Genomic DNA, 20,502 nt, shown 5'->3' with positions numbered 1-20,502 from the left:
ATTCAGTTCCCCTTGTTCAGGCTGGCGTGCTCGCCATTGTCATGATCGTCATCGGCGGCAGACAGCGGCCGTGCCGGGGTGCGTTGCTGGCCGGGGCCACCCGGGTTGGTCTCGTCGCCTTCACCGGTTTTCGGCCCTTTGCGCACCAGGCGCATCATGTAGCCAAGGCCGGTGCCGAACAGCGCGAAGTAGACCACCACGAACATCACCAGGGTCAGGCCGAGCTGGCCGTAGCTGTGGTTCGAGGCACCATCGGCGGTACGCATCAGGCCGTAGACCACCCAGGGCTGACGACCGATCTCGGTGGTGAACCAGCCGGCAAGAATCGCGATCAGGCCGGACGGGCCCATCCACAGGGTCAGGTAGAGGAACGGCCGCGAGCTGTAGAGCTTGTCGCTCTTGCGCAGCCACAGGCTCCAGAGGCCGACGAAGATCATCAACATGCCAAGGCCGACCATGACCCGGAACGACCAGAAGACGATGGTCGAGTTAGGCCGGTCTTCTTTCGGAAACTCCTTCATCGCTGGCACTTGCTTGTCCAGGCTGTGGGTCAGGATCAGGCTGCCCAGCGCCGGGATTTCCACTTTGAAGCGGGTGGTCTCGGCTTCCATGTCGGGGATGCCGAAGAGGATCAACGGGGTCGGTTCGCCCGGCACGTTTTCCCAGTGGCCTTCGATCGCGGCGATTTTCACCGGCTGGTGCTTAAGAGTGTTGAGGCCGTGGAAGTCGCCGATCACTGCCTGCACCGGCGCTACGATCAGGGCCATCCACATGGCCATCGACAGCATCTTGCGGATCGCCGGATTATGCCGGCCGCGCAACAGGTGCCAGGCGGCCGAAGCGCCGACGAAGAACGCGGTAGCAACAAAGGCGGCAGTAGCCATGTGTGCCAGGCGGTAGGGGAACGACGGGTTGAAGATCACCGCGAACCAGTCCACCGGCACAACCACGCCGTTGACGATTTCGTAGCCCTGCGGGGTCTGCATCCAGCTGTTGGAGGCGAGGATCCAGAAGGTCGAGATCAAGGTGCCGATGGCTACCATCACTGTGGCAAAGAAGTGCAGGCCACGGCCGACACGGTTCCAGCCAAAGAGCATGACGCCAAGGAAACCGGCCTCGAGGAAGAAGGCCGTGAGTACTTCATAGGTGAGCAGCGGCCCGGTGACGGAGCCGGCGAAATCGGAAAACTTGCTCCAGTTGGTACCGAACTGGTAGGCCATGACCAGGCCGGAGACCACCCCCATGCCGAAGTTGACGGCAAAGATTTTCGACCAGAAATGGTAAAGGTCACGGTAGACGCTGTTGTTGGTCTTCAGCCACAAGCCTTCGAGAACAGCCAGGTAGCTCGCCAGGCCGATGGTGATGGCCGGGAACAGGATGTGAAAGGACACGGTAAACGCGAACTGAATTCGGGCGAGATCTAGAGCCTCTAATCCGAACATAGTGCTTCCTCTGTCAGGTAATCCGGCGTCAGGCGGAGGCCTTGGCGCCAACTGCCCCCACGGTAGTTGAGTGCGGCAAGTTGGAATTGTTCTGTAAACATCACATCGCAGGGAATTCGGCCGTCTGGCCCTACCGTTGCAAATGAAACAATTGATCCAGATCAACGGTTGCCTGAAAGGATAGTCCTGAACGGGCTGCTCGCTTGTGTGGTTGATTGCCGCGTGACCGGTTGTCTCACCCCCTTTACCGCGCCCCAAAACAGTGCGCTTACCGCACAAACGCGGTATTCCTCGCAACCCGCTGTTACAAAGTGATGCTAATCTGCACCGCCGATCCGTTCGCCGAGGCTCTGTTTCGCCGATGTCAGACCCTGTTCTGCTGCTGCGTCATCACCGTCCCTTCCTGGCTTTCTGGCTGGCCCGGGTATTTACCGCCAGCGGCTTCCAGATGCTCACCGTGGCGATCGGCTGGCACCTCTATCAGTTGACCGGCAATGTCCTCGACCTGGGCCTGGTGGGCCTGGTGGAGTTCGCCCCGCGGGTGCTGTTCATGCTGCACACCGGGCACGTCGCCGACCATTATGACCGGCGTCGGGTAGCCGCCCTGTGCCAGAGCGCCCAGGCCATGATCGCCCTGGTACTGGTACTTGCCAGCAGCACCAACAGTGTCAGCCGCGAGCTGATCTTCCTGTTGGCGTTTTTGCTCGGCAGCGCACGCTCCTTCGAGATGCCGGCGACTCAAGCGCTGCTGCCCAATGTGGTGCCTTCCGAGCTGTTCCCGCGCGCGGTGGCGGCATCGGCTTCGGCCATGCAGGCGGCAACCATCGTCGCGCCGGCGGTGGGCGGTTTTCTCTATGCCTTTGGCAGCGTCTGGGTCTATGGCCCGACGGTGGCGCTGTACCTGATTGCCTGTGTACTGACCCTGGGCCTGGTCTCGCGTCAGCAGCCGAGCAACCAGGGCCGTGCCAGTCTTGAATCACTGATGGCCGGAATTCGCTTTATCCGCAGCCGCCCGGACATTCTCGGCGCCATTTCCCTGGACCTGTTTGCCGTGCTGCTGGGCGGAGCCACTGCATTGCTGCCGGTGTTCGCCAAGGACATCCTGCTGACCGGCCCCTGGGGCCTGGGCCTGCTGCGTTCGGCGCCAGCGGTGGGTGCTTTGCTGATGTCGCTGTGGCTGGCGCGCTTCCCAGTGGAGCGCAAGGTCGGGCGGGTGATGTTCACCGCCGTGGGGGTGTTTGGTGTGGCGACCATCGCCTTTGGCCTGTCCACTTCGTTCTGGTTTTCCCTGGCCGTGCTGGCGGTGCTGGGTGCCGCCGACATGATCAGCATGGTGATTCGCGGCGCCTTCGTGCAACTGGAGACACCGGATGAGATGCGTGGCCGGGTGAGTGCGGTGAACGGATTGTTCATCGGTGCGTCGAACCAGCTCGGTGAGTTCGAGTCGGGGGTGACGGCGCACTGGTTCGGCACGGTGCCGGCGGTGGTGCTGGGCGGGGTCGGGACCCTGGTGGTGACCGGGGTGTGGATCAAGCTGTTCCCGACCTTGGCTGGACGCGATCATATGCAGAACAGGCCCGAGGATTGACCTCAGGGGCCTCATCGCTGGCAAGCCAGCTCCCACAAGTCCGGTGCATGCAAAACCTGTGGGAGCGGGCTTGCCCCGCGATAGTCACACCCGCAACTCAGTTGCCACCCGCTTGCGCACCACCCTGCCCGCCAGTTGCTCGACCAATACCAAGGCAAACTCCAGCGCCGCCGCCGAGCCCTGCGCGGTGATGCAATTACCATCCACCACCACCGGCTGATCGACAAAACTGCACCCGGACAATCCCTGGCTGACAGCCGGATCACAGGTCATGCGCCGCTGGCGCAACACCCCGAAGGCCTGCAACGCCAAGGGCCCTTCGCCGATCGCGGCAAAAAACTTCCCGGTCTTGGCCTGGTCCTTCACCTGCTGCGCCAGCGGTTGGTGCGCAGCCATGTGCTGCGCGCCTTTTTCGCCCCCGGGCAACACGATTAGATCAAACGGCTGGGCCAGCAGATCCACCAGCATGCCGTCGGCGGTCAAGCGCGTGCCACGGGCACAGGTGAGCATCCGCCGGCCTTCGATACTGGCCACCACCACTTCCACCTTGGCCCGACGCAGCACGTCGATCAAGGTCACGCTTTGCAGGTCATCCACGCCTTCGGCGACTACGATCAGGGCTCTGTGGGTCATCAACTGCTCTCCGCCGGGGTATCTAACAAGCTTAGTCGCTCATAGCAGCAGGGTCAGTTGACACTCATGGCCCTTGCGCGCGCGGTAGCCGTCACCGCTGTCGACCCAGCCGGTGGCCCGGTAAAACGCCAGGGCGGTGTGGTTGCCCGGGTCCACCGACAGTTGCAAACAGCGCACGTCGGGCCACAAATCGCGCACCAGGCCCGGCAGCGCCTGCATGAAAAATCGCCCCAAGCCGCGGCCCTGCAGGCGCCGATCCACCTGCAAGGCATTGATCGTCGCGGCATCGGGCCGGGCCCAGGGCGCCAGGAACGCCCCACGCTGGAGCAGCAGGAAGGCGCTCGGCACATTATTCACCAGCAGCGCCACGCCGCGCAGGTCAGGGCTGTCGGTACTCAGCAGGATGTACAGCGCGCTGGCCATATCGCCGGCAAAGTGCTGTTGTTCGGGCCGCACCTGGATGTCGATCAGTTGCTCGCGCTGGGCCGGGGTGAGGTCGCGGTAGTCGGTCAGTTGCACAGCATGGTCAACTCGGGATGGGGGGAACGGCGCAGAACCTGCAGATATCTGCAGTGTATCGCGACATTAATTACCGCTGCCCGAGCATGCTGGTATGATGCGCGGCTTTTTTCCGACCCAGGGAAAAACCACAGTCTCCCGGTACAGTCTGTGCTTTGCTAACTGGGTCGATACATTCACGGCGCCGGGAGCGCCACGGGGAGCAGGCATGCTGGAAAGGCTGTTTCAACTAAAAGCACACGACACCAATGTCCGCACCGAGATTCTCGCGGGCGTGACCACCTTCCTGGCCATGGCCTACATCCTGTTCGTCAACCCGAGCATCCTCGGCGAGACCGGCATGGACAAGGGTGCGCTGTTCGTCGCCACCTGCCTGGCCGCAGCCATCGGCTCGACCACCATGGGCCTGATCGCCAACTACCCGATCGCCCTGGCACCGGGCATGGGCCTGAACGCCTTCTTCACCTACACCGTGGTCCTGCACATGGGCCACACCTGGCAGGTGGCATTGGGCGCGGTGTTCATCTCGGCGGTGTGCTTCTTCCTGCTGTCGATCTTTCGCATCCGTGAATGGATCGTCAACAGCATCCCGTTGCCGCTGCGTTCGGCAATCGCCGCCGGTATCGGCCTGTTCCTGGCACTGATCGCCCTGCACAACGCCGGCATTGTGGTCGATAACCAGGCCACCCTGGTGGGCCTCGGCGACCTCAAGAAGCCAGCGCCGATCCTTGCCACCCTGGGCTTCTTCCTGATCGTCGCGCTGGAGGCCATGAAGGTCCGTGGCGCGGTGCTGATCGGCATCCTGGCGGTGACCGTGGCCTCGATCGCCCTGGGCGTCACCCCGTTCAACGGCGTAGTGTCGATGCCGCCGTCGCTGGCGCCGACCTTCCTGCAGCTGGACATCAAGGGCGCGCTGGACGTCGGCCTGATCAGCGTGATCTTCGCGTTCCTGTTCGTCGACCTGTTCGACAACTCCGGCACCCTGATCGGCGTCGCCAAGCGCGCCGGCCTGATGCGCAAGGACGGCCACATGCCGAAGATGGGACGTGCGCTGATCGCCGACAGTACTGCGGCCATGGCCGGTTCCCTGCTGGGCACCTCGACCACCACCAGCTACATCGAATCCGCCGCGGGCGTGAGCGCCGGTGGCCGCACCGGCCTGACCGCCATCGTGGTGGCCATCCTGTTCCTGCTGGCGCTGTTCTTCGCGCCGCTGGCCGGCAGCGTGCCAGCCTTCGCCACGGCACCTGCGCTGTTGTTCGTCGCCGTGTTGATGGCTTCGGGCCTGGCTGAAATAAACTGGGACGACATTACCGAAGCCGCGCCGGTGGTGGTTACCGCCCTGGCCATGCCGCTGACCTACTCGATCGCCAACGGCATCGCCTTCGGTTTCATTGCCTGGACCGCGATCAAGCTGCTCTCCGGCCGTGCCCGTGACCTCAACGCGGCGCTGGTGATCCTCTCGATCCTGTTCGTCATCAAGCTGGGCTGGTTCAACGCATGAGTGCTGTCTTCGACCCTTCGACCTACACCCAGCAGCTCGACGCCAAGGTCGCGCGCCTGCGCGAGCTGCTGGCGCCATTCGCGGCTCCCGAGCCTGCGGTGTTCGACTCGCCGCGCGAGCACTATCGCCTGCGTGCAGAGTTTCGCCTGTGGCGTGAAAACGAGCAGCGCTTCTACGCAATGTTCGCCCCGGGCGAGAAGTACACGCCGATCCTGATCGAAGACTTCCCGATTGCCAGCCAGCAGATCAACGACCTGATGCCGCGGCTCAAGGCCGCCTGGCAGGCCAGTTCGGCGCTGAGTTTCAAGCTGTTCCAGGTGGAGTTCCTCACCACCCTGGCAGGCGATGCGATGATCACCCTGTGCTACCACCGTCCACTGGACGAGCACTGGGAAGCCGCGGCGCAGCAACTGGCCAGCGACCTGGGCGTGAGCATCATCGGCCGCTCCAAGGGCAAGCGCGTGGTGATCGGCCGCGATTACGCGGTCGAAGAACTGCAGATTGCCGGACGCACCTTCCGCTACCGCCAGCCTGAAGGCGCCTTCACCCAGCCTAACGGCGCGGTCAACCAGAAGATGCTCAACTGGGCCTATGAGGCCCTGGGCGAGCGCCAGGACGACCTGCTCGAGCTGTACTGCGGCAACGGCAACTTCACCCTGCCGCTGGCCACCCGGGTACGCAAGGTGCTGGCCACCGAGATCAGCAAGACTTCGGTGAATGCCGCCCTGCACAACCTCGACGACAACGCTGTGGATAACGTGCGCCTGGTGCGCCTGTCGGCTGAAGAGCTGACCGAAGCGCTGAACGAAGTGCGCCCGTTCCGCCGCCTGGAAGGTATCGACCTGAAGAGCTACCAGTTCGGCAGTGTGTTCGTCGACCCGCCGCGCGCCGGCATGGACCCGGACACTTGTGAACTGACCCGGCGCTTCGACAATATCCTGTACATCTCCTGCAACCCGGAAACCCTGGCGGCGAATATCGCCCAGTTGCACGACACCCATCGCATCGAGCGTTGCGCGTTGTTCGACCAGTTTCCGTATACCCATCACATGGAGAGTGGGGTGTTGCTGGTTCGGCGTTAGTCGGCGTCGGCTTCATCGCTGGCAAGCCAGCTCCCACACACCCTGTGGGAGCTGGCTTGCCAGCGATAGGGCCCTTCAGCCCTGCCCCGAACACATCAACAACGGCACCAGCTGATCCTCATCGGTCAACGCCCCATGGTGCCCCCGCCACTGGCTGGCGTGCTTCTCCACCTCGCTGCGAATGATCCCGCCGGCCCCGCTCGGGACCACGATCAGATCGCCAATCCGCGCTTCAGCCTGGCTCAGCAACACATCGCCGAACAGCCCCTTGGCAATTGCCTGGGCCTTGCTCAATATCCGGTACTGATCCCCGAGACGATTCTGCCAACGCTCGTGTACACGATCCTGCTGGTGCTCGTGGGTGTACAGGTAGCGCGCGCGGATATCCCCGGCCATCGCCCGCACGCCCTCCTGCAGCACCGGATCCTGGTCAAAGTCACGCACCTGTTCGCTGTCCAGCGCCAGCATGCCGTGGTCGGCAATCACCATCAGCCGCGCCTGCTCGGGCAAACGGCGGGCGATGGCCTGGGCCAGCTGGTCGGCAATCTGCAGTTGCTTGAGCCAGCCCTCGGAGCCGGGGCCGAACAAGTGTCCGGCAAAGTCCAGGTCACCGAAATAGGCAAAACAGAACGCCGGCTCCGGCACCGCCAGGGCGGCATTGACCAGTTCCGGATAGGCGTCATAGGCCGGCGCAGGGAGAATCCTGCCAGCCTTGTAGATCGCCCGAGTGAAGTCGGAACTGGCATAGCGCCCGAGCATCACCGTGCTGATGGCGATGCCCTGCGCGGCGGCCTGGCTCCAGGCATCGGCAGGCACGATAAAAGTCTCCGGCAGCGGCGCGATGCTGGGCTGCGCCTCGACCTGCAGAGGCGACGTGGTCCACGACAGCGGCGACAGTTCGGTCTGCTCATCCAGGGCGAAGCCGCAGCCAACGATGCCGTGGGCGCCGCTGCCCAGCCCTGAGGTCACCGAGGCCAGGCTGGTCGCGGTGGTGGCCGGAAAACCCACCTTGAAGTGGCTGTCCGGCTGCATCAATGAGGCAAGAAACGGTGCATGCCGGGCATGGGCCTGCAGCAGGTTCCAGCCCAGGCCATCGATCAGCATCAGGCAAGTGCTGCGCGAATGATCAAGGCGAAAGGCATTGCGAAAACCATGGCCACCCAGGGCCGCGAAGATCGACTGGGTCAGGTTGGCCAAGCCTGGCCAGGTTTCACCCAGCGACTGCAGGTCGTTGATCGGCGTTGCCATGTCTCCCTCCGTGGTCAGGTACAAAGCAACAGGTGTAGCACAGGCTGTGCGATCAGCGCACAGAAAACACGCCTGCGACCTTGCGGCCAATTGACCAAATTAACCATTCGGTACATTTTCTAACTGAATCACTCCCACCCCATCACCAAGAACAACAATGGAGTTTTCAGCATGAGTTTGGCCCCCTCCTCCGGCATTCTCGCCGGCCTTATCGGCGCCGGCATCCAGGCCTCGCGCACCCCGGCGCTGCACGAGCGCGAAGGCGCCGCGCAAGGCCTGAATTACCTGTACCGGCTGATCGACCTGGACCAGCTCAAGCTCGACAGCAGCGCCCTCGAAGAGCTGCTGACAGCGGCTGAGTACATGGGCTTCACCGGCCTGAACATCACTTTCCCATGCAAACAGGCGATCCTGCCGCTGCTCAACGAGCTGTCGCCGCAAGCCCAGGGCATCGGCGCGGTCAACACCGTGGTGCTCAAGGATGGCAAGCGCATCGGCCACAACACCGACTGCCTGGGCTTTGCCGAAGGCTTTCGCCGTGGCCTGGCCGATGCGGCGCGCCGTCAGGTAGTGCAGATGGGCGCTGGCGGCGCAGGGGCTGCAGTGGCCCATGCGCTACTGGAAGAAGGCGTCGAACAGCTGACGGTATTCGATGTAGAGCTGGCCCGGGCCCAGGCCCTTGTGGATAACCTCAACCAGCACTTTCCAGGCAGCCGGGCCAGGGTCGGCCATGACCTGCGAAGCGCCATGGCCAGCGCCGACGGCCTGGTCAACACCACGCCCATGGGCATGGCCAAGCTGCCGGGCATGCCGGTGCCCAAGGCGTTGCTGCGAACGGATCTGTGGGTAGCGGAGATCGTTTATTTCCCGCTGGAAACCGAGCTGCTATGCGCAGCCCGGGCCCTGGGTTGCCGCACCCTGAGCGGGGCAAACATGGCGGTGTTCCAGGCGGTGAAGGCGTTTGAACTGTTCAGCGGAGTGAAGCCGGATGCGGCGCGGATGATCGAGCACTTCAACAGCCTGGGTGGCTGAAAAGCATCGCCGGCAACGCCGGCTCCCACAATGGATCTGCATGCGCCGCAACTGTGGGAGCTGGCTTGCCAGCGATGGGCCGCAAAGCGGCCCCGGATCCTCAGGCCTGCAAGAACCTCAGCACCGCCTCGCAAATCATTTGCCGATGCCGTTCCTTGACCGCCTTGTCCTCGAAATCCACCTGGAAGATCTCGCCAAAGGTATGCCGGTTCGACACTCGGTAGAAACAGAACGAGCTGATCAACAGGTGCACATCCAGCGCCTCCAGCCCCTGGCGGAAGACGCCCTCGGCAGCCCCGCGCTTGAGCACTTCATCCAGCGCTGTCAGCACCGTCTTGTTCATCGAGCGAATGGCCGACGAGCGCTTGACGTACTCGCCGTGGTGCATGTTCTCGTTGCAGACGATGCGCACGAAGTCGACGTTGCGATCATGGTGATCAAAGGTGAACTCCACCAGCCGGCGGATGCCCAGGCGCGGCTCGAGCTCGGCCAGGTGCAGGTTGCTTTCGGTACTGCGGATATCGCCGTAGAGCTTCTCCAGCACCTCGACGTACAACTGCTCCTTGCTGTTGAAATAGTAGTAGATCATGCGCTTGGAGGTTTGCGTGCGCTCGGCGATCGCATCGACCCGGGCGCCGGCCAGCCCCTGCTGGACGAATTCGCTGATCGCCGCCTGGAGAATATTCTCGCGGGTCTTTTCCGGGTTGTTCTTGCGGCCCTTGCGCGGCGCGGGTTCAGGGGCTGCGCAGAGTGCTGGGGTAGTCGTCATACGGGACTCATGGCCATCGGTTAACCCGGCAATTATGAGCCCCGGGTGCTGAGTAAGGAAGCCTCGCAGCCTGTGCCCTACAACTTGGCCTGCGCTGGCGAGCCGGCGCGCGCCTTGGCCATCGCGGCCAGCCGCACGGCGACGTTGGCCGCGCCATAGCCACTGTAGCCGTTACGCCGTTGCAGTACCTCGAAGAAGAAGCGCTCCTCGAACGGCTCGGTGTACACATGAAACAGCTCACCGCCCTGGGCATCGCGGTCGTAAAGCACGTTGTAGTAGGCCAGCTCGCTGAGGAACTCGTCGTCGAAATCAAAACGCGCGGCAAGGTCGTCGTAATAGTTGAGCGGGATGTCGAGCAAGGCCACGCCAGCTTCCTTGGCCTGTTTGACCGCGGTAAAAATATCCTCGCAATCAAACGCGATGTGGTGCACGCCCGAACCGCGGTAATGCGACAAGGCATGGGCAATCGCCGTGTTGCGGTTTTCCGAAATGTTCAGCGGCAGGCGGATGGTGCTGCAGCGGCTGCGCAAGGCGCGGCTCTTGACCAGGCCGTAGGGGTCGGGCAACACCACTTCGTCATCGGCGCTGAAGTCCAGCACGCTCTTGTAGAACAGCGCCCAGCTGTCCAGGCCGTCGGCCGGCAAGGCCAGGGCCATATGATCGATGCGGGTCAGACCGATGCTGCTGCCCGCTTGCTGCTGCACACTGAAGTCGGTGTCGTAGATGGTCCGGCCCTGGGCGTCCTGATCCACCAGGTAGATCAGGCTGCCATCCGGTGCGCGCACCGCCGCCAGCTCGCGCTCGTTGGGACCGACCAGGCCACGGTAGGGCTGGCCATGGTAGGCCACGGCACGGGCCAGGGCCTGGGCGCTGTCCTTGACCCGGATCGCCGTGGCGCACAGCGACGGGCCATGGCTTTCGAAAAAGTTGTGGGCGAACGAATAGGGTTCGGCGTTGAGGATCAGGTTGATGTCGCCCTGACGCAGCAGGCTGACATTCTTCGAACGATGCACGCCGGCGCGGGTAAAGCCCAGGCACTCCAGCCAGTTGCCCAGCTTGGCACCCAGGGCGTCGTCGACGGCAAATTCGAGGAACTCGATACCGTCATAGGCACTGGCAGGCGGTGGGGCGAACAACAGGTCGTCGCTGGCCGGCGCTACGCGGTCTTGCTCCAGGCGCTGACGGGTCTTCTCTTCCAGGTACAACAGCGAGCGCAATCCATCGGCGGCATTGGCCCGTGGCGGCGCGGCGCGGAAGCCATCGTTGAAGATTTCCAGCGACAGCGGGCCGCTGTAACCGCTGACCAGGATCGGCGCCAGAAACCCCGGCAGGTCAAACTCGCCCTGCCCCGGGAAGCAGCGAAAATGCCGGCTCCACTCCAGCACGTCCATGGCCAGGATCGGCGCGTCGGCCATCTGCACGAAGAAGATCTTGTCCCCCGGCACCTGGGCGATGGCCCGTGGGTCGCCCTTGAGCGACAGGGTGTGGAAACTGTCGAGGATCATCCCGAGGCTGGCATGGTCGGCGGTTTTGACAATGTCCCAGACCTGCTCCCAGGTATTCACATGGCGGCCCCAGGCCAGGGCTTCGTAACCGATGCGCAGGCCACGGGCACCGGCGCGCTCGGCCAGCAGGCGCAGGTCGTCCACCAGCAGCTGGCGCTCACCGAGGGAATCGGCGGCGACGTTGCTGCACACCAGCACCAGATCGGTGCCCAGCTCCTGCATCAGATCGAATTTGCGCTCGGCCCGTTCCAGGTTGCGCGCCAGGCGATCGCGGCGGCAGCCCTCGAAATCGCGAAACGGCTGGAACAGGGTAATTGCCAGACCCAGGTCGGCGCAGCGCTGGCGAATTTCGCGCGGACTGCCGGCGTAGTACAGCAGGTCATTCTCGAAGATCTCGACCCCGTCGAAGCCTGCGGCGGCGATGGCTTCGAGTTTTTCTGGCAAAGTACCGCTCAAGGATACGGTGGCGATCGAACGCTGCATTATTCTGGCTCCGATGGGCAGGCAAAAACCGGTGGAGGAATTATTGGCGTTGGCCAATTTTTGCTCAATTCAAAAGGTACGAACTAGTTAGTTTTGTGTTCGATTATCGCCCAAAATAGCGTTCAGCGAATTGACCCTTTTTTGACCACGGGCGCACCATTTCAACACCAAGGCTTGACCCATAAACATAAAAATACGGGTAACCCGCGATGATCCACACTCAATCCACCCGCATGGCCCAGCCCCTGGGCAGTACTCCGCACGCCGGCATCGGCGACAAGTTGCGTGGCGCCATGGCCGTCGGCAAGACCCGCTGGGTCATGCTCGCCCTGGTGTTCTTCGCCACCACCTTGAACTACATCGACCGCGCCGCCCTCGGGGTGATGCAGCCGATCCTGGCCAAGGAAATGAGCTGGACGGCGATGGATTACGCCAACATCAACTTCTGGTTCCAGGTCGGCTACGCCATCGGCTTCGTGCTCCAGGGCCGCTTGATCGACCGGGTCGGGGTCAAGCGCGTGTTCTTCTGCGCCGTGCTGCTCTGGAGCCTGGCCACCGGCGCTCACGGCCTGGCCACCTCGGCGGTGGGCTTCATGGTCTGCCGGTTCATTCTTGGCCTGACCGAAGCGGCCAACTACCCGGCCTGCGTCAAGACCACCCGCTTGTGGTTCCCGGCCGGTGAACGGGCAGTGGCCACTGGCATCTTCAACGCCGGTACCAACGTCGGCGCCATGTTCACACCGATGCTGCTGCCGTTGATCCTCACCGTGTGGGGCTGGCAAGCGGCGTTCATGGGCATGGGCGCGCTGGGCCTGGTGTGGGTGGTGTTCTGGGGCCTGAAATACTTCAACCCGGAAGACCACCCGACCGTCAGCAAGGAAGAGCTGGCCTACGTGCAAGGCGAAGCAGAAGCGGATCAGGCTCGCGTGCCGTTCTCACGCATCCTGCGCATGCGCGGCACCTGGGCCTTCGCCCTGGCTTACTCGGTGACCGCGCCGGTGTTCTGGTTCTACCTGTACTGGCTGCCGCCGTTCCTCAACCAGCAATACAGCCTGGGCATCAGCGTGACGCAGATGGGCATCCCGCTGATCGTCATCTACCTGAGTGCGGATTTCGGCAGTGTCGGCGGCGGCATTCTCTCGTCGTTCCTGATTGGCCGCGGCATGGCCCCGGTCAAGGCGCGGCTGCTGTCGATGCTGTTGTTTGCCACCACCATCATCGGCGTGATCTTCGCCGCTGGCGCCAGCAGCCTGTGGGTCGCGGTACTGGCGATTTCGCTGGCGATCGCCGCGCACCAGGCCTGGACCGCCAACATCTGGAGCCTGGTGATGGACTACACGCCCAAGCACATGATGAGCACGGTGTTCGGTTTCGGCGGCATGTGCGCGGCCATCGGCGGCATGTTCATGACCCAGTTGGTGGGTTATATCCTCACCACCACCAACAACAATTACACCCTGCTGTTCACCATGATCCCGGCCATGTACTTCATCGCCCTGACCTGGATGTACTTCATGGCCCCGCGCAAGGTGCCGACAGTCGAGGCCTAACGACGCCGCTGCAGCCAGGCGGCGCCCAGGCCGCTCAGGCAGATCAAGGCAATCCCCACCAGCCCGGCCATGTCCGGGCTGTGTCCGAACAGCACCAGGCCGAGAATCCCGGCGAATACGATCTGACAGTAACTGAACGGCGCCAGCATGGCCGGCGGCGCATGGCGGAAGGCCTGGGTCAGGAACAGGTGTGCGGTCATCCCGCAGGTGCCCAGGGCCACTGCCATCAGGCCGTGGATCAAACTTGGAGTCTGCCAGAACATCGGCACCACGGCGCTCATCACCAGGGTGTTGAGCAGGCCGGTGAAGAAGTTGCTGGTCGTCGGGCTGTCGGTGCCGCTGAGCTTGCGCGTCAGCAACTGGTAGAAGCAAAAGCACAAGGCCGAACCGAACGGCAACAACACCGCCGGGGTGAACAACGCCCCACCTGGATGAATGATCACCGTCACCCCGACGAAACTCACCAGCACCGCCACCCACTGCCCGCGCGTGACCTTCTCGCCCAGCAGCGGCAGCGACAGCGCAGTGACCAGCAAGGGGGCAAGGAAGTTGACCGCAGTCGCCTCGGCCAGCGGTATGTACTGCAAGGCCGTGGTGAACAACAGGCTGGTGCCCAGCAGGCACAGCGCGCGCAAGGTCTGCAGCCCCGGCCTTCGCGTACGCAGCACGCGCAGGCCCGACTGCGGCAGGAAGATCACCATCATCAGCAGGGTGTGCACCAGATAGCGCGCCCACACCACCCAGAGAATCGGATAGAACCCCGCCAGGTACTTGGACAAGGCGTCGTGGCTGGCGAACAGCAAGGTCGCCAGCACCACCAGGGCAATGCCCTTGAGCGGTTGGCTGACAGCGTCGAGCGCAGTGGGACGGGGCATCGGTAAAGGCTCGCGGGTTCAGAGTTGACGGAGCAGCTGACAGGTCTTGTCCAGGGCCACCTGCGCCCGCTGCAAGGCACTCAGGCCCTGGTCGCGGACGGGGATTTCCAGGCTCAGCGCGATGTTCTGCGGCAGGCTACGCAACAAGCCGGGCAAGTCGCAATTGCCATCACCGGGAAAGCGCCGCTCGTTGCGCGCCTGGCGCAGGATCTCGGCCATGTCGTCCGGACGCGGACCGGCCACGTCACACAACTGTGCATAGCGTAGCCGCGAGGGCGGCACCTGGCGCAACTCGTCCAGCGATGAAGCCGAGCGGTCGAAGTGAAAGGCATCGACCAGCACCCCGCCATTGTCGCGTCCGGCTTGCTCGACGATACGCCAGGCCTGAGTGAGGTTCTTCGCATCGGTCCAGGGCATGAATTCCAGGTGCGGGTGCAGGCCGTACTGCCCGGCCAAATCGCACAGCGCGGCGAAGTTGTCGGTCTGGCGCTGCTCGTCGGGGTCATTGCCGGCGACCAGCAGCTCACTGGCGCCGAATTCCGCGCCCACTGCCAGCAGCGCTTCGAAGTCGGCGACAAGGGTGTCGGGCTTGAGCCGCAGGATCTCCACATCCAGCACCTTGATGCCGGTGTCAAGCAAGCGCGCAGCGGTCTGCCGACGCAGGCCGGCGTCGGCCACCAGCGGGAAGTGATGCTCCTCGGCCGTGGCCGGCTCCAGACGCAAGCCGACATGGCTGTAACCGGCGCGAGCGGCGACCTCGACCATTTCCACCGGCGACAGCTCGAGTACCGTCAGGGCGGCGAGGGACATCACGCGTTGAGTCATTGTTGTTGTCTCGGCGAGTTGAATTTGGAAATATTTAGAACTTAGTTCCAATTTCAATGCAAGCAAAAAAACGACACCCATCGCTGGCAAGCCAGCGATGCTTTTAAACGAACAACTCGGACGCAGGACTCGCCGCCGACAACTCCGCCACCGCCGCCAGCAACACCGGCGCCAGCTCGTGCATGCGCGCCTCGCTCATCCGTGCACTGGGACCGGCGACGCTGAGCACCCCCAGCGCGTGGCCGTCGAGCGGGTGACGCACTACTGCCGCCAATGCCGAAGTACCCACCGCCGAACTTTCCACCACCCAGGCATAACCATGCTCGCGGGCAATACGCAGGCGTTCGAGCAGCTCGGCATTGGATTTCGGCGCATTGGGGCCGAACTCCGCCGGGTCGGCAATCCCCTGGCGCTCCACCAGCAACAAAGCCTGGGCATCACTCAGGCTGGACAGCCAGGCATGCCCGGAGGCGGTGTAGAACAACGGCGCATCACGGCCCATGTCGGGGTCGTAACGCAAGCCGGAACGGGCGCCCTGGGCCTTGGCGATCCAGGTCTGACGCTCGCCGTCGATCACCCCCAGGCGCACCAGTTCGCCAGTCTGCTGCGCCAGTTGCTCGAGGATCGGCTGGACAATATCGGCGCCACTGCTGGCCAGGTAGCGAAAGCCCATGGCCACCAGGCGAGTGCTCAGGTGATAGCGGCTGCTCTCGGCATTCTGGCGCACATAGCCCAGGCGCATCAGCTCGGCGAGCATGCGGTGGGTGGCGCTCTTGGGGATGTCCAGCTCTTCGGCCAGGGTCTGCAGGGGCAGCCCGCGCGGGGCGCTGGTAAGGCGTTCGAGAAGGTTGAACGCGCGTTCGATCTGACTGCCGGCCATGGTCATGGTCCCTGAAATTTGTGCCGATTCTAAAGAGCCCCGGCGAAAGCGCAAATCACTGTCCGATCTTCGCCCACTTTGTCGTGGCACGCCTTGGCTGAGCGATCTCTCGAACCATAGAATATGGAATCAAGTTCCAAAATATAACAAAACTTGTTGGAGGATACTGCTCATGCCCGTCGACACCCCGCTGGTCGAATGCGATGTACTGGTCATCGGCTCCGGCGCCGCCGGACTGGCCGCTGCGGTGACTGCCGCCTGGCATGGTGAAAAAGTCATCGTGGTCGAAAAAGACCCGGTGTTCGGCGGTGCCACGGCCTGGTCCGGCGGCTGGATGTGGGTGCCGTGCAACCCGCTGGCACAGCGCGCCGGGATCATCGAAGAGCGCGCCCAGCCGCGCAGCTACCTGGAGCATGAACTGGGCGAGCGTTTCGATGCGCCAATGATCGATGCGTTCCTGGAAGCTGCGCCCAACATGGTGTCGTTCTTCGAGCGCCATACCCAACTGCAATTTGCCGACGGCAACGGCATTGCCGACATTCACGGCAACACCCCCGGCGCCGGCACCGGCGGGCGTTCGGTGATTGCGGCGCCTTACGACGGGCGCCAGGTGGGTAAGAAGCTGCTCAAGCGCCTGCGCAAAACCCTGCGCGAAACCTCGTTCATGGGCATGCCGATCATGGCCGGCAAGGACCTCGGTGCCTTCCTCACCCTCACCCGTTCCTGGCGTTCGCTAATGCACGTGAGCAAGCGTTTCAGCCGCCACCTGCTCGACCTGGCGATCCACGGCCGGGCCCTGCAACTGGTCAATGGCGTAGCGCTGGTTGCGCGATTGGCCAAATCGGCTGAAGACCTTGGCGTGTTGCTCTGGGAGTCAGCAGCGGCTCGCCAGTTGATCCAGGATCAGGGCCGGGTAAGCGGTGCCGTTATTGAAACCACCCGCGGGCCGATCCGCATCCATGCCCGCAAGGCCGTGGTACTGGCCGCCGGCGGCTTTGCCAATGACGTCGAACGGCGCAAGGCGCTGTTCCCGCGAACACCCACCGGCCACGAGCACCTGGCCCTGCCGCCGCTGGGCGCCAACGGTGACGGCCTGCGCCTGGGCGAAAGCGTTGGCGGCCAGGTTGCCAATGACTTGCACAGCCCGGTGGCTTGGGCGCCGGTGTCGCGGGTGCCGCACACGGACGGCAGCATTGGGCATTTCCCGCACATCATTGATCGGGCCAAGCCCGGCATCATCGGCGTGCTCGCCGACGGCAAGCGCTTCGTCAACGAGGCCGACGGCTACTACGACTACGTCAGCGCCATGGTCGCCCAGGCGCCCGGGGACAAGGTCGAGTCGTGGTTGATCTGCAGCCATGCCTTCCAGCGTCGTTATGGCCTGGGCATCTCGCGGCCGTTTCCTTTACCGGTGCAGCCGTTGATCAATTCCGGCTACCTGAAAACCGGCGATAGCCTCGAAGCCCTGGCGCGGGCCTGCGGGATTGACGCTCAGGGCCTGGTCGCGACGGTCGCCGAGTACAACCTGCATGCCCGCAACGGCGAAGACCCGCAGTTCGGGCGCGGCTCCACGCCTTACAACCGCAAACAGGGTGATGCCCTGCACGGGCCCAATCCGTGCGTGGCGCCGATCGAACAGGGGCCGTTCTATGCGGTGAAAGTCGAACCGGGCTGCTTCGGCACCTTTGCCGGGCTCAGGACCAACGCCCATGCGCAGGTACTGGACGAGCAGCGGCAGGCGATTGCCGGGCTGTATGCGGTGGGCACTGACATGGCCAGCATTATGGGCGGGCACTACCCGGCGGGCGGGATCAATCTGGGGCCGGCGGCGACGTTCGGCTATATCGCCGGGCGGCATATTGCCGGGGTGACAACGTACGAATGATCGCGGGGCAAGCCCGCTCCCACAGATTTATTGTGGGAGCTGGCGTTGCCAGCGATGGTCTGCAAAGCAGCCCCAAGAAAGCATCAGAAATCGAAGAACACCGTCTCGCCTTCGCCCTGAATGCGGATATCGAAGCGATACGCCAGCTTGCCGTCCACTTCGCAACGAGTCGCCACCAGTGTCTCGCGCCGCTGCGGCTGCTCGATCAGGTTGAGCACCGGGCACTTGGCATTGGCCTCGGCTTCGTCATCGAAGTACAGGCGGGTCTGCAGGTGGATGTTGATGCCACGGGCAAACAGGCTGATGTTGATGTGCGGCGCCATCGGCACGCCCGCGGCGTTGTTCGCCACACCCGGCTTGATGGTGTGCAAGGCCCACTCACCGGCATCGAACGTCGTGGCCGTGCGGCCGAAGCTGTTGAACGGTTTTTCCGGATCGAAGTCGCCCTGGTAGTCGCCATTGTGGTCGGCCTGCCAGAACTCCAGGAACGAGTCGCGCACCAGATGGCCGTTGCCGTCATAGACATTGCCGAACACCAGGATGTGCTCGCCCGGGGCGTCAGTCCGCGCCATGCGGTTCCAGATCTCCTGGTCGCGGGTCGGGTTGCCGGCGGCCTCCAGGGCCAGGCCGATGTGCACGTAGGGGCCGGCGGTCTGCGAAGGGGTTTCCGGCAGCAGTTCGATAGGCATGGGGCGCCTCCTCAGCAGTTTTCGAAGTGGGTCTTGCGCTGCCCGCGCAACACGATGTCAAAGCGGTAGGCCAGGCAATCCATGGGGTTGGCATTGCTCATGTCCAGCCGTGCGATCAGGCTCTGCACCGCGTCAGGGTTGGCAATCGACTTGACGATCGGGCACATCGGGATCAACGGATCGCCTTCGAAATACAGCTGGGTGATCAAGCGCGTGGCAATCGACGGGCCGCTGATCGACACATGGATATGCGCCGGACGCCAGTCGTTGGGGCCGTTGCGCCAGGGGTACGGACCCGGCTTGATGGTGCGGAAGCTGTAGTAGCCTTGGCTGTCGGTCAGGGCCCGGCCGACGCCACCAAAGTTGGGGTCCAGCGGCGCCAGGTAGCGGTCGTTCTTGTGCCGGTAGCGGCCACCGGCGTTGGCTTGCCAGATCTCGACCAGGGTGTGCGGGATCGGTTTGCCGTGCTGGTCGCAGACGCGGCCGGCCAGGACGATGCGCTCACCGATCGGCAGGCCGCCGTTGTTGAAGTTGAGCAGCAGGTCGTGGTCGTGCGGGCCGAACTTGAGGTGCGAGAAATCCGGGCCGGTGCTTTCGCTGACCGACTGCGGGATGCTCACCAGGGCCTGGCGCGGCGAACGGGCGACGGAAGTCTTGTAGTCCGGGGTGAAGGCTTTCGGGTGCCAGTTGCGATCACGGATAGCGAAGCGACTGTTGTCTTGCGCAGACATGCCGTTCTCCTGTCTTGGAATTATTGGAGGGCCTGGGCGTGGCAGGCGAGCATGCAGTTTCCGGTATGCGGGGCCCGGCGAATACTGAAAAGAACCGCACCATACATAACCAAATGGTTATGAATAGATCAGGAATCTGACAGAGCCCCACGCGGTGAACTAATCTTTGTCCTCATGTTTCCAAGCTCCGGAGAGCACTCATGCAATGGCGAAAAGGCAGGCGTAGCGACAATGTGGTCGATGCCCGTGGCGAGGGCGGTGGCGGCATGCGCTTCGGCGGTGGCAAAGGCCTGAGCATCGGCGCGATCCTGTTGATTGTCGGGATTGGCTGGATAACCGGCCAGGACCCGCTGCAGATCCTCGGCCAGCTGGCCGGGCAGATGGGCCAGGAACAGACCGCACCGGTCAGCCCTGGCACCGGCAAGGCGCCGCCGGCCAACGACGAGCAGGCGGAATTCGTACGGTCCGTGCTGGGCGACACCGAAGACACCTGGAAGGCCATCTTCGCCCAGGCCGGCCGCCAGTACAAAGACCCCAACCTGATCCTGTTCAGCGGCCAGATCAACTCGGCCTGCGGCTTCGCCTCTTCGGCGGTCGGCCCGTTCTATTGCCCGGCCGACCAGAAGGTCTACCTGGACATGAGCTTCTTCCGCGAAATGGAGCAGCGTTTCTCGGCCGCCGGCGACTTCGCCCAGGCCTACGTGATCGCCCACGAAGTCGGCCACCATGTGCAAACCCTGCTCGGCGTCTCGGCCAAGGTCCAGGCCGCGCGCCAGCGTGGCGAGCGCATGGAAGGCGACAACGGCTTGCTGGTGCGCCAGGAACTGCAGGCCGACTGCCTGGCCGGCGTCTGGGCTTTCCAGGCGCAAAAACGCTTGAACTGGCTGGAGCCCGGCGATATCGAAGAGGCCCTGAACGCCGCCAACGCCATCGGCGACGACCGTCTGCAGCAGCAGGGCCAAGGCCGGGTGGTCCCGGATTCGTTCACCCACGGCACCTCGCAACAGCGCCAGCGCTGGTTCAAGACCGGCTTCGCCAAGGGCGATATCAACCAGTGCGACACCTTTAGCGCACGCTCGCTCTGACCCGCCTGCCCCACCGTTTCGCGGCCACCTGAAGTCTCAGGCTGGCCGCAGAAATGCCCTGTTACCTACCGCTGATCATTTTTGCTGAAAAAGCGTTTCAGCTCCGGCGCAAGCCGCCGATAAACCCTGCTCAGAACATCGGCTGGCCATCAATAACAACAACCTTCCACCGATTCG

18 protein-coding genes are annotated in these 20,502 nt (G+C 63.5%); 7 read left to right on the top strand and 11 right to left on the bottom strand.

Annotated elements, in window-relative coordinates; translation table 11 throughout:
- Positions 1-2: 2 nt before the first annotated feature.
- Positions 3-1,442 carry a cytochrome ubiquinol oxidase subunit I gene (locus tag LOY45_RS03395; protein ID WP_258578749.1) on the bottom strand — a complete coding sequence of 480 codons (1,440 nt, stop codon included), beginning with the start codon at positions 1,440-1,442 and terminating at the stop codon, positions 3-5.
- A 361-nt stretch (positions 1,443-1,803) separates the two neighbouring features.
- On the opposite strand from LOY45_RS03395, the gene LOY45_RS03390 reads away from it, so the two are divergent.
- The gene (locus tag LOY45_RS03390; protein ID WP_258578748.1) at positions 1,804-3,030 is read left to right on the top strand and encodes an MFS transporter; all 1,227 of its coding nucleotides are present in this window, start codon (positions 1,804-1,806) and stop codon (positions 3,028-3,030) included.
- Between the two features lie 84 nt (positions 3,031-3,114).
- Here LOY45_RS03390 and LOY45_RS03385 read toward each other — a convergent pair whose 3' ends face one another.
- Together LOY45_RS03385 and LOY45_RS03380 are read right to left on the bottom strand one after the other, a co-directional pair.
- Positions 3,115-3,663, bottom strand: a complete 549-nt coding sequence (locus LOY45_RS03385; RefSeq protein WP_115088806.1) for a DJ-1 family glyoxalase III — start codon at positions 3,661-3,663, stop codon at positions 3,115-3,117.
- Between the two features lie 39 nt (positions 3,664-3,702).
- Positions 3,703-4,182: a GNAT family N-acetyltransferase gene (locus LOY45_RS03380; protein WP_134064370.1), complete on the bottom strand. Its 480-nt coding sequence runs from the start codon at positions 4,180-4,182 to the stop codon at positions 3,703-3,705.
- Positions 4,183-4,390: 208 nt separating this feature from the next.
- On the opposite strand from LOY45_RS03380, the gene LOY45_RS03375 reads away from it, so the two are divergent.
- On the top strand, positions 4,391-5,686 hold the full coding sequence (locus LOY45_RS03375) for an NCS2 family permease (protein WP_115088809.1): 1,296 nt from the start codon (positions 4,391-4,393) through the stop codon (positions 5,684-5,686).
- A complete protein-coding gene (gene trmA / locus LOY45_RS03370) occupies positions 5,683-6,768 on the top strand; it encodes a tRNA (uridine(54)-C5)-methyltransferase TrmA (RefSeq protein WP_115088811.1) in 1,086 nt (361 codons plus the stop codon). Before LOY45_RS03375 ends, trmA begins: the two co-directional genes overlap by 4 nt.
- Before the next feature lie 75 nt (positions 6,769-6,843).
- Here the strand turns inward: trmA and LOY45_RS03365 are convergent, their stop codons facing one another.
- Positions 6,844-8,016 (bottom strand): alkaline phosphatase family protein, encoded by a 1,173-nt coding sequence (locus tag LOY45_RS03365; RefSeq protein WP_258578747.1) that lies wholly within the window; start codon positions 8,014-8,016, stop codon positions 6,844-6,846.
- Positions 8,017-8,187: 171 nt separating this feature from the next.
- Here LOY45_RS03365 and LOY45_RS03360 point away from each other — a divergent pair, with 171 nt between their 5' ends.
- Positions 8,188-9,048 carry a shikimate dehydrogenase gene (locus LOY45_RS03360; protein WP_258578746.1) on the top strand — a complete coding sequence of 287 codons (861 nt, stop codon included), beginning with the start codon at positions 8,188-8,190 and terminating at the stop codon, positions 9,046-9,048.
- 100 nt (positions 9,049-9,148) lie between these two features.
- On the opposite strand, the gene LOY45_RS03355 is transcribed toward LOY45_RS03360, so the two are convergent.
- Together LOY45_RS03355 and quiC are read right to left on the bottom strand one after the other, a co-directional pair.
- Positions 9,149-9,817, bottom strand: a complete 669-nt coding sequence (locus tag LOY45_RS03355; RefSeq protein ID WP_115088815.1) for a TetR/AcrR family transcriptional regulator — start codon at positions 9,815-9,817, stop codon at positions 9,149-9,151.
- A 77-nt stretch (positions 9,818-9,894) separates the two neighbouring features.
- Positions 9,895-11,805 carry a 3-dehydroshikimate dehydratase QuiC gene (quiC, locus tag LOY45_RS03350; RefSeq protein WP_258578745.1) on the bottom strand — a complete coding sequence of 637 codons (1,911 nt, stop codon included), beginning with the start codon at positions 11,803-11,805 and terminating at the stop codon, positions 9,895-9,897.
- Between the two features lie 209 nt (positions 11,806-12,014).
- Here quiC and LOY45_RS03345 point away from each other — a divergent pair, with 209 nt between their 5' ends.
- Positions 12,015-13,355, top strand: coding sequence for an MFS transporter (locus LOY45_RS03345; protein ID WP_134064378.1), 1,341 nt, complete (start codon positions 12,015-12,017; stop codon positions 13,353-13,355).
- Here LOY45_RS03345 and LOY45_RS03340 read toward each other — a convergent pair.
- From LOY45_RS03340 to LOY45_RS03330, 3 genes are all read right to left on the bottom strand, one after another.
- Positions 13,352-14,230 (bottom strand): DMT family transporter, encoded by an 879-nt coding sequence (locus LOY45_RS03340; protein ID WP_115088820.1) that lies wholly within the window; start codon positions 14,228-14,230, stop codon positions 13,352-13,354. The two genes, LOY45_RS03345 and LOY45_RS03340, sit on opposite strands and share 4 nt — an antisense overlap.
- Positions 14,231-14,248: 18 nt before the next feature.
- Entirely contained in the window at positions 14,249-15,055 is an 807-nt protein-coding gene (locus LOY45_RS03335; protein ID WP_258578744.1) for a sugar phosphate isomerase/epimerase family protein, read from the bottom strand.
- Positions 15,056-15,158: 103 nt separating this feature from the next.
- Complete coding sequence (locus tag LOY45_RS03330; RefSeq protein ID WP_115088824.1) at positions 15,159-15,935, bottom strand: IclR family transcriptional regulator; 777 nt, start codon at positions 15,933-15,935, stop codon at positions 15,159-15,161.
- Between the two features lie 172 nt (positions 15,936-16,107).
- Between LOY45_RS03330 and LOY45_RS03325 the strand changes: the two genes are divergently transcribed.
- Positions 16,108-17,820 carry an FAD-dependent oxidoreductase gene (locus LOY45_RS03325; RefSeq protein WP_258578743.1) on the top strand — a complete coding sequence of 571 codons (1,713 nt, stop codon included), beginning with the start codon at positions 16,108-16,110 and terminating at the stop codon, positions 17,818-17,820.
- Between the two features lie 83 nt (positions 17,821-17,903).
- On the opposite strand, the gene pcaG is transcribed toward LOY45_RS03325, so the two are convergent.
- Together pcaG and pcaH are read right to left on the bottom strand one after the other, a co-directional pair.
- On the bottom strand, positions 17,904-18,509 hold the full coding sequence (gene pcaG, locus LOY45_RS03320; protein ID WP_115088828.1) for a protocatechuate 3,4-dioxygenase subunit alpha: 606 nt from the start codon (positions 18,507-18,509) through the stop codon (positions 17,904-17,906).
- 11 nt (positions 18,510-18,520) lie between these two features.
- Positions 18,521-19,240 (bottom strand): protocatechuate 3,4-dioxygenase subunit beta, encoded by a 720-nt coding sequence (gene pcaH / locus LOY45_RS03315; protein ID WP_115088830.1) that lies wholly within the window; start codon positions 19,238-19,240, stop codon positions 18,521-18,523.
- 200 nt (positions 19,241-19,440) lie between these two features.
- Here pcaH and ypfJ point away from each other — a divergent pair, with 200 nt between their 5' ends.
- A complete protein-coding gene (ypfJ, locus tag LOY45_RS03310; protein WP_115088832.1) occupies positions 19,441-20,325 on the top strand; it encodes a KPN_02809 family neutral zinc metallopeptidase in 885 nt (294 codons plus the stop codon).
- Positions 20,326-20,502: the final 177 nt, after the last annotated feature.

Origin of the sequence: Pseudomonas wadenswilerensis (assembly GCF_024749185.1) — a bacterium.
Lineage (GTDB): Bacteria > Pseudomonadota > Gammaproteobacteria > Pseudomonadales > Pseudomonadaceae > Aquipseudomonas > Aquipseudomonas wadenswilerensis.
This window is presented reverse-complemented; position numbering and strand designations above follow the sequence as displayed.

What these genes read in the sequence shown, in the direction of transcription:
- LOY45_RS03395 (WP_258578749.1), bottom strand. Translation starts at nt 1,442, where the DNA reads ATGTTCGGATTAGAGGCTCTAGATCTCGCCCGAATTCAGTTCGCGTTT.
- LOY45_RS03390 (WP_258578748.1), top strand. Translation starts at nt 1,804, where the DNA reads ATGTCAGACCCTGTTCTGCTGCTGCGTCATCACCGTCCCTTCCTGGCT.
- LOY45_RS03385 (WP_115088806.1), bottom strand. Translation starts at nt 3,663, where the DNA reads ATGACCCACAGAGCCCTGATCGTAGTCGCCGAAGGCGTGGATGACCTG.
- LOY45_RS03375 (WP_115088809.1), top strand. Translation starts at nt 4,391, where the DNA reads ATGCTGGAAAGGCTGTTTCAACTAAAAGCACACGACACCAATGTCCGC.
- trmA (WP_115088811.1), top strand. Translation starts at nt 5,683, where the DNA reads ATGAGTGCTGTCTTCGACCCTTCGACCTACACCCAGCAGCTCGACGCC.
- LOY45_RS03365 (WP_258578747.1), bottom strand. Translation starts at nt 8,016, where the DNA reads ATGGCAACGCCGATCAACGACCTGCAGTCGCTGGGTGAAACCTGGCCA.
- LOY45_RS03360 (WP_258578746.1), top strand. Translation starts at nt 8,188, where the DNA reads ATGAGTTTGGCCCCCTCCTCCGGCATTCTCGCCGGCCTTATCGGCGCC.
- LOY45_RS03355 (WP_115088815.1), bottom strand. Translation starts at nt 9,817, where the DNA reads ATGACGACTACCCCAGCACTCTGCGCAGCCCCTGAACCCGCGCCGCGC.
- quiC (WP_258578745.1), bottom strand. Translation starts at nt 11,805, where the DNA reads ATGCAGCGTTCGATCGCCACCGTATCCTTGAGCGGTACTTTGCCAGAA.
- LOY45_RS03345 (WP_134064378.1), top strand. Translation starts at nt 12,015, where the DNA reads ATGATCCACACTCAATCCACCCGCATGGCCCAGCCCCTGGGCAGTACT.
- LOY45_RS03340 (WP_115088820.1), bottom strand. Translation starts at nt 14,230, where the DNA reads ATGCCCCGTCCCACTGCGCTCGACGCTGTCAGCCAACCGCTCAAGGGC.
- LOY45_RS03335 (WP_258578744.1), bottom strand. Translation starts at nt 15,055, where the DNA reads ATGACTCAACGCGTGATGTCCCTCGCCGCCCTGACGGTACTCGAGCTG.
- LOY45_RS03330 (WP_115088824.1), bottom strand. Translation starts at nt 15,935, where the DNA reads ATGGCCGGCAGTCAGATCGAACGCGCGTTCAACCTTCTCGAACGCCTT.
- LOY45_RS03325 (WP_258578743.1), top strand. Translation starts at nt 16,108, where the DNA reads ATGCCCGTCGACACCCCGCTGGTCGAATGCGATGTACTGGTCATCGGC.
- pcaG (WP_115088828.1), bottom strand. Translation starts at nt 18,509, where the DNA reads ATGCCTATCGAACTGCTGCCGGAAACCCCTTCGCAGACCGCCGGCCCC.
- pcaH (WP_115088830.1), bottom strand. Translation starts at nt 19,240, where the DNA reads ATGTCTGCGCAAGACAACAGTCGCTTCGCTATCCGTGATCGCAACTGG.
- ypfJ (WP_115088832.1), top strand. Translation starts at nt 19,441, where the DNA reads ATGCAATGGCGAAAAGGCAGGCGTAGCGACAATGTGGTCGATGCCCGT.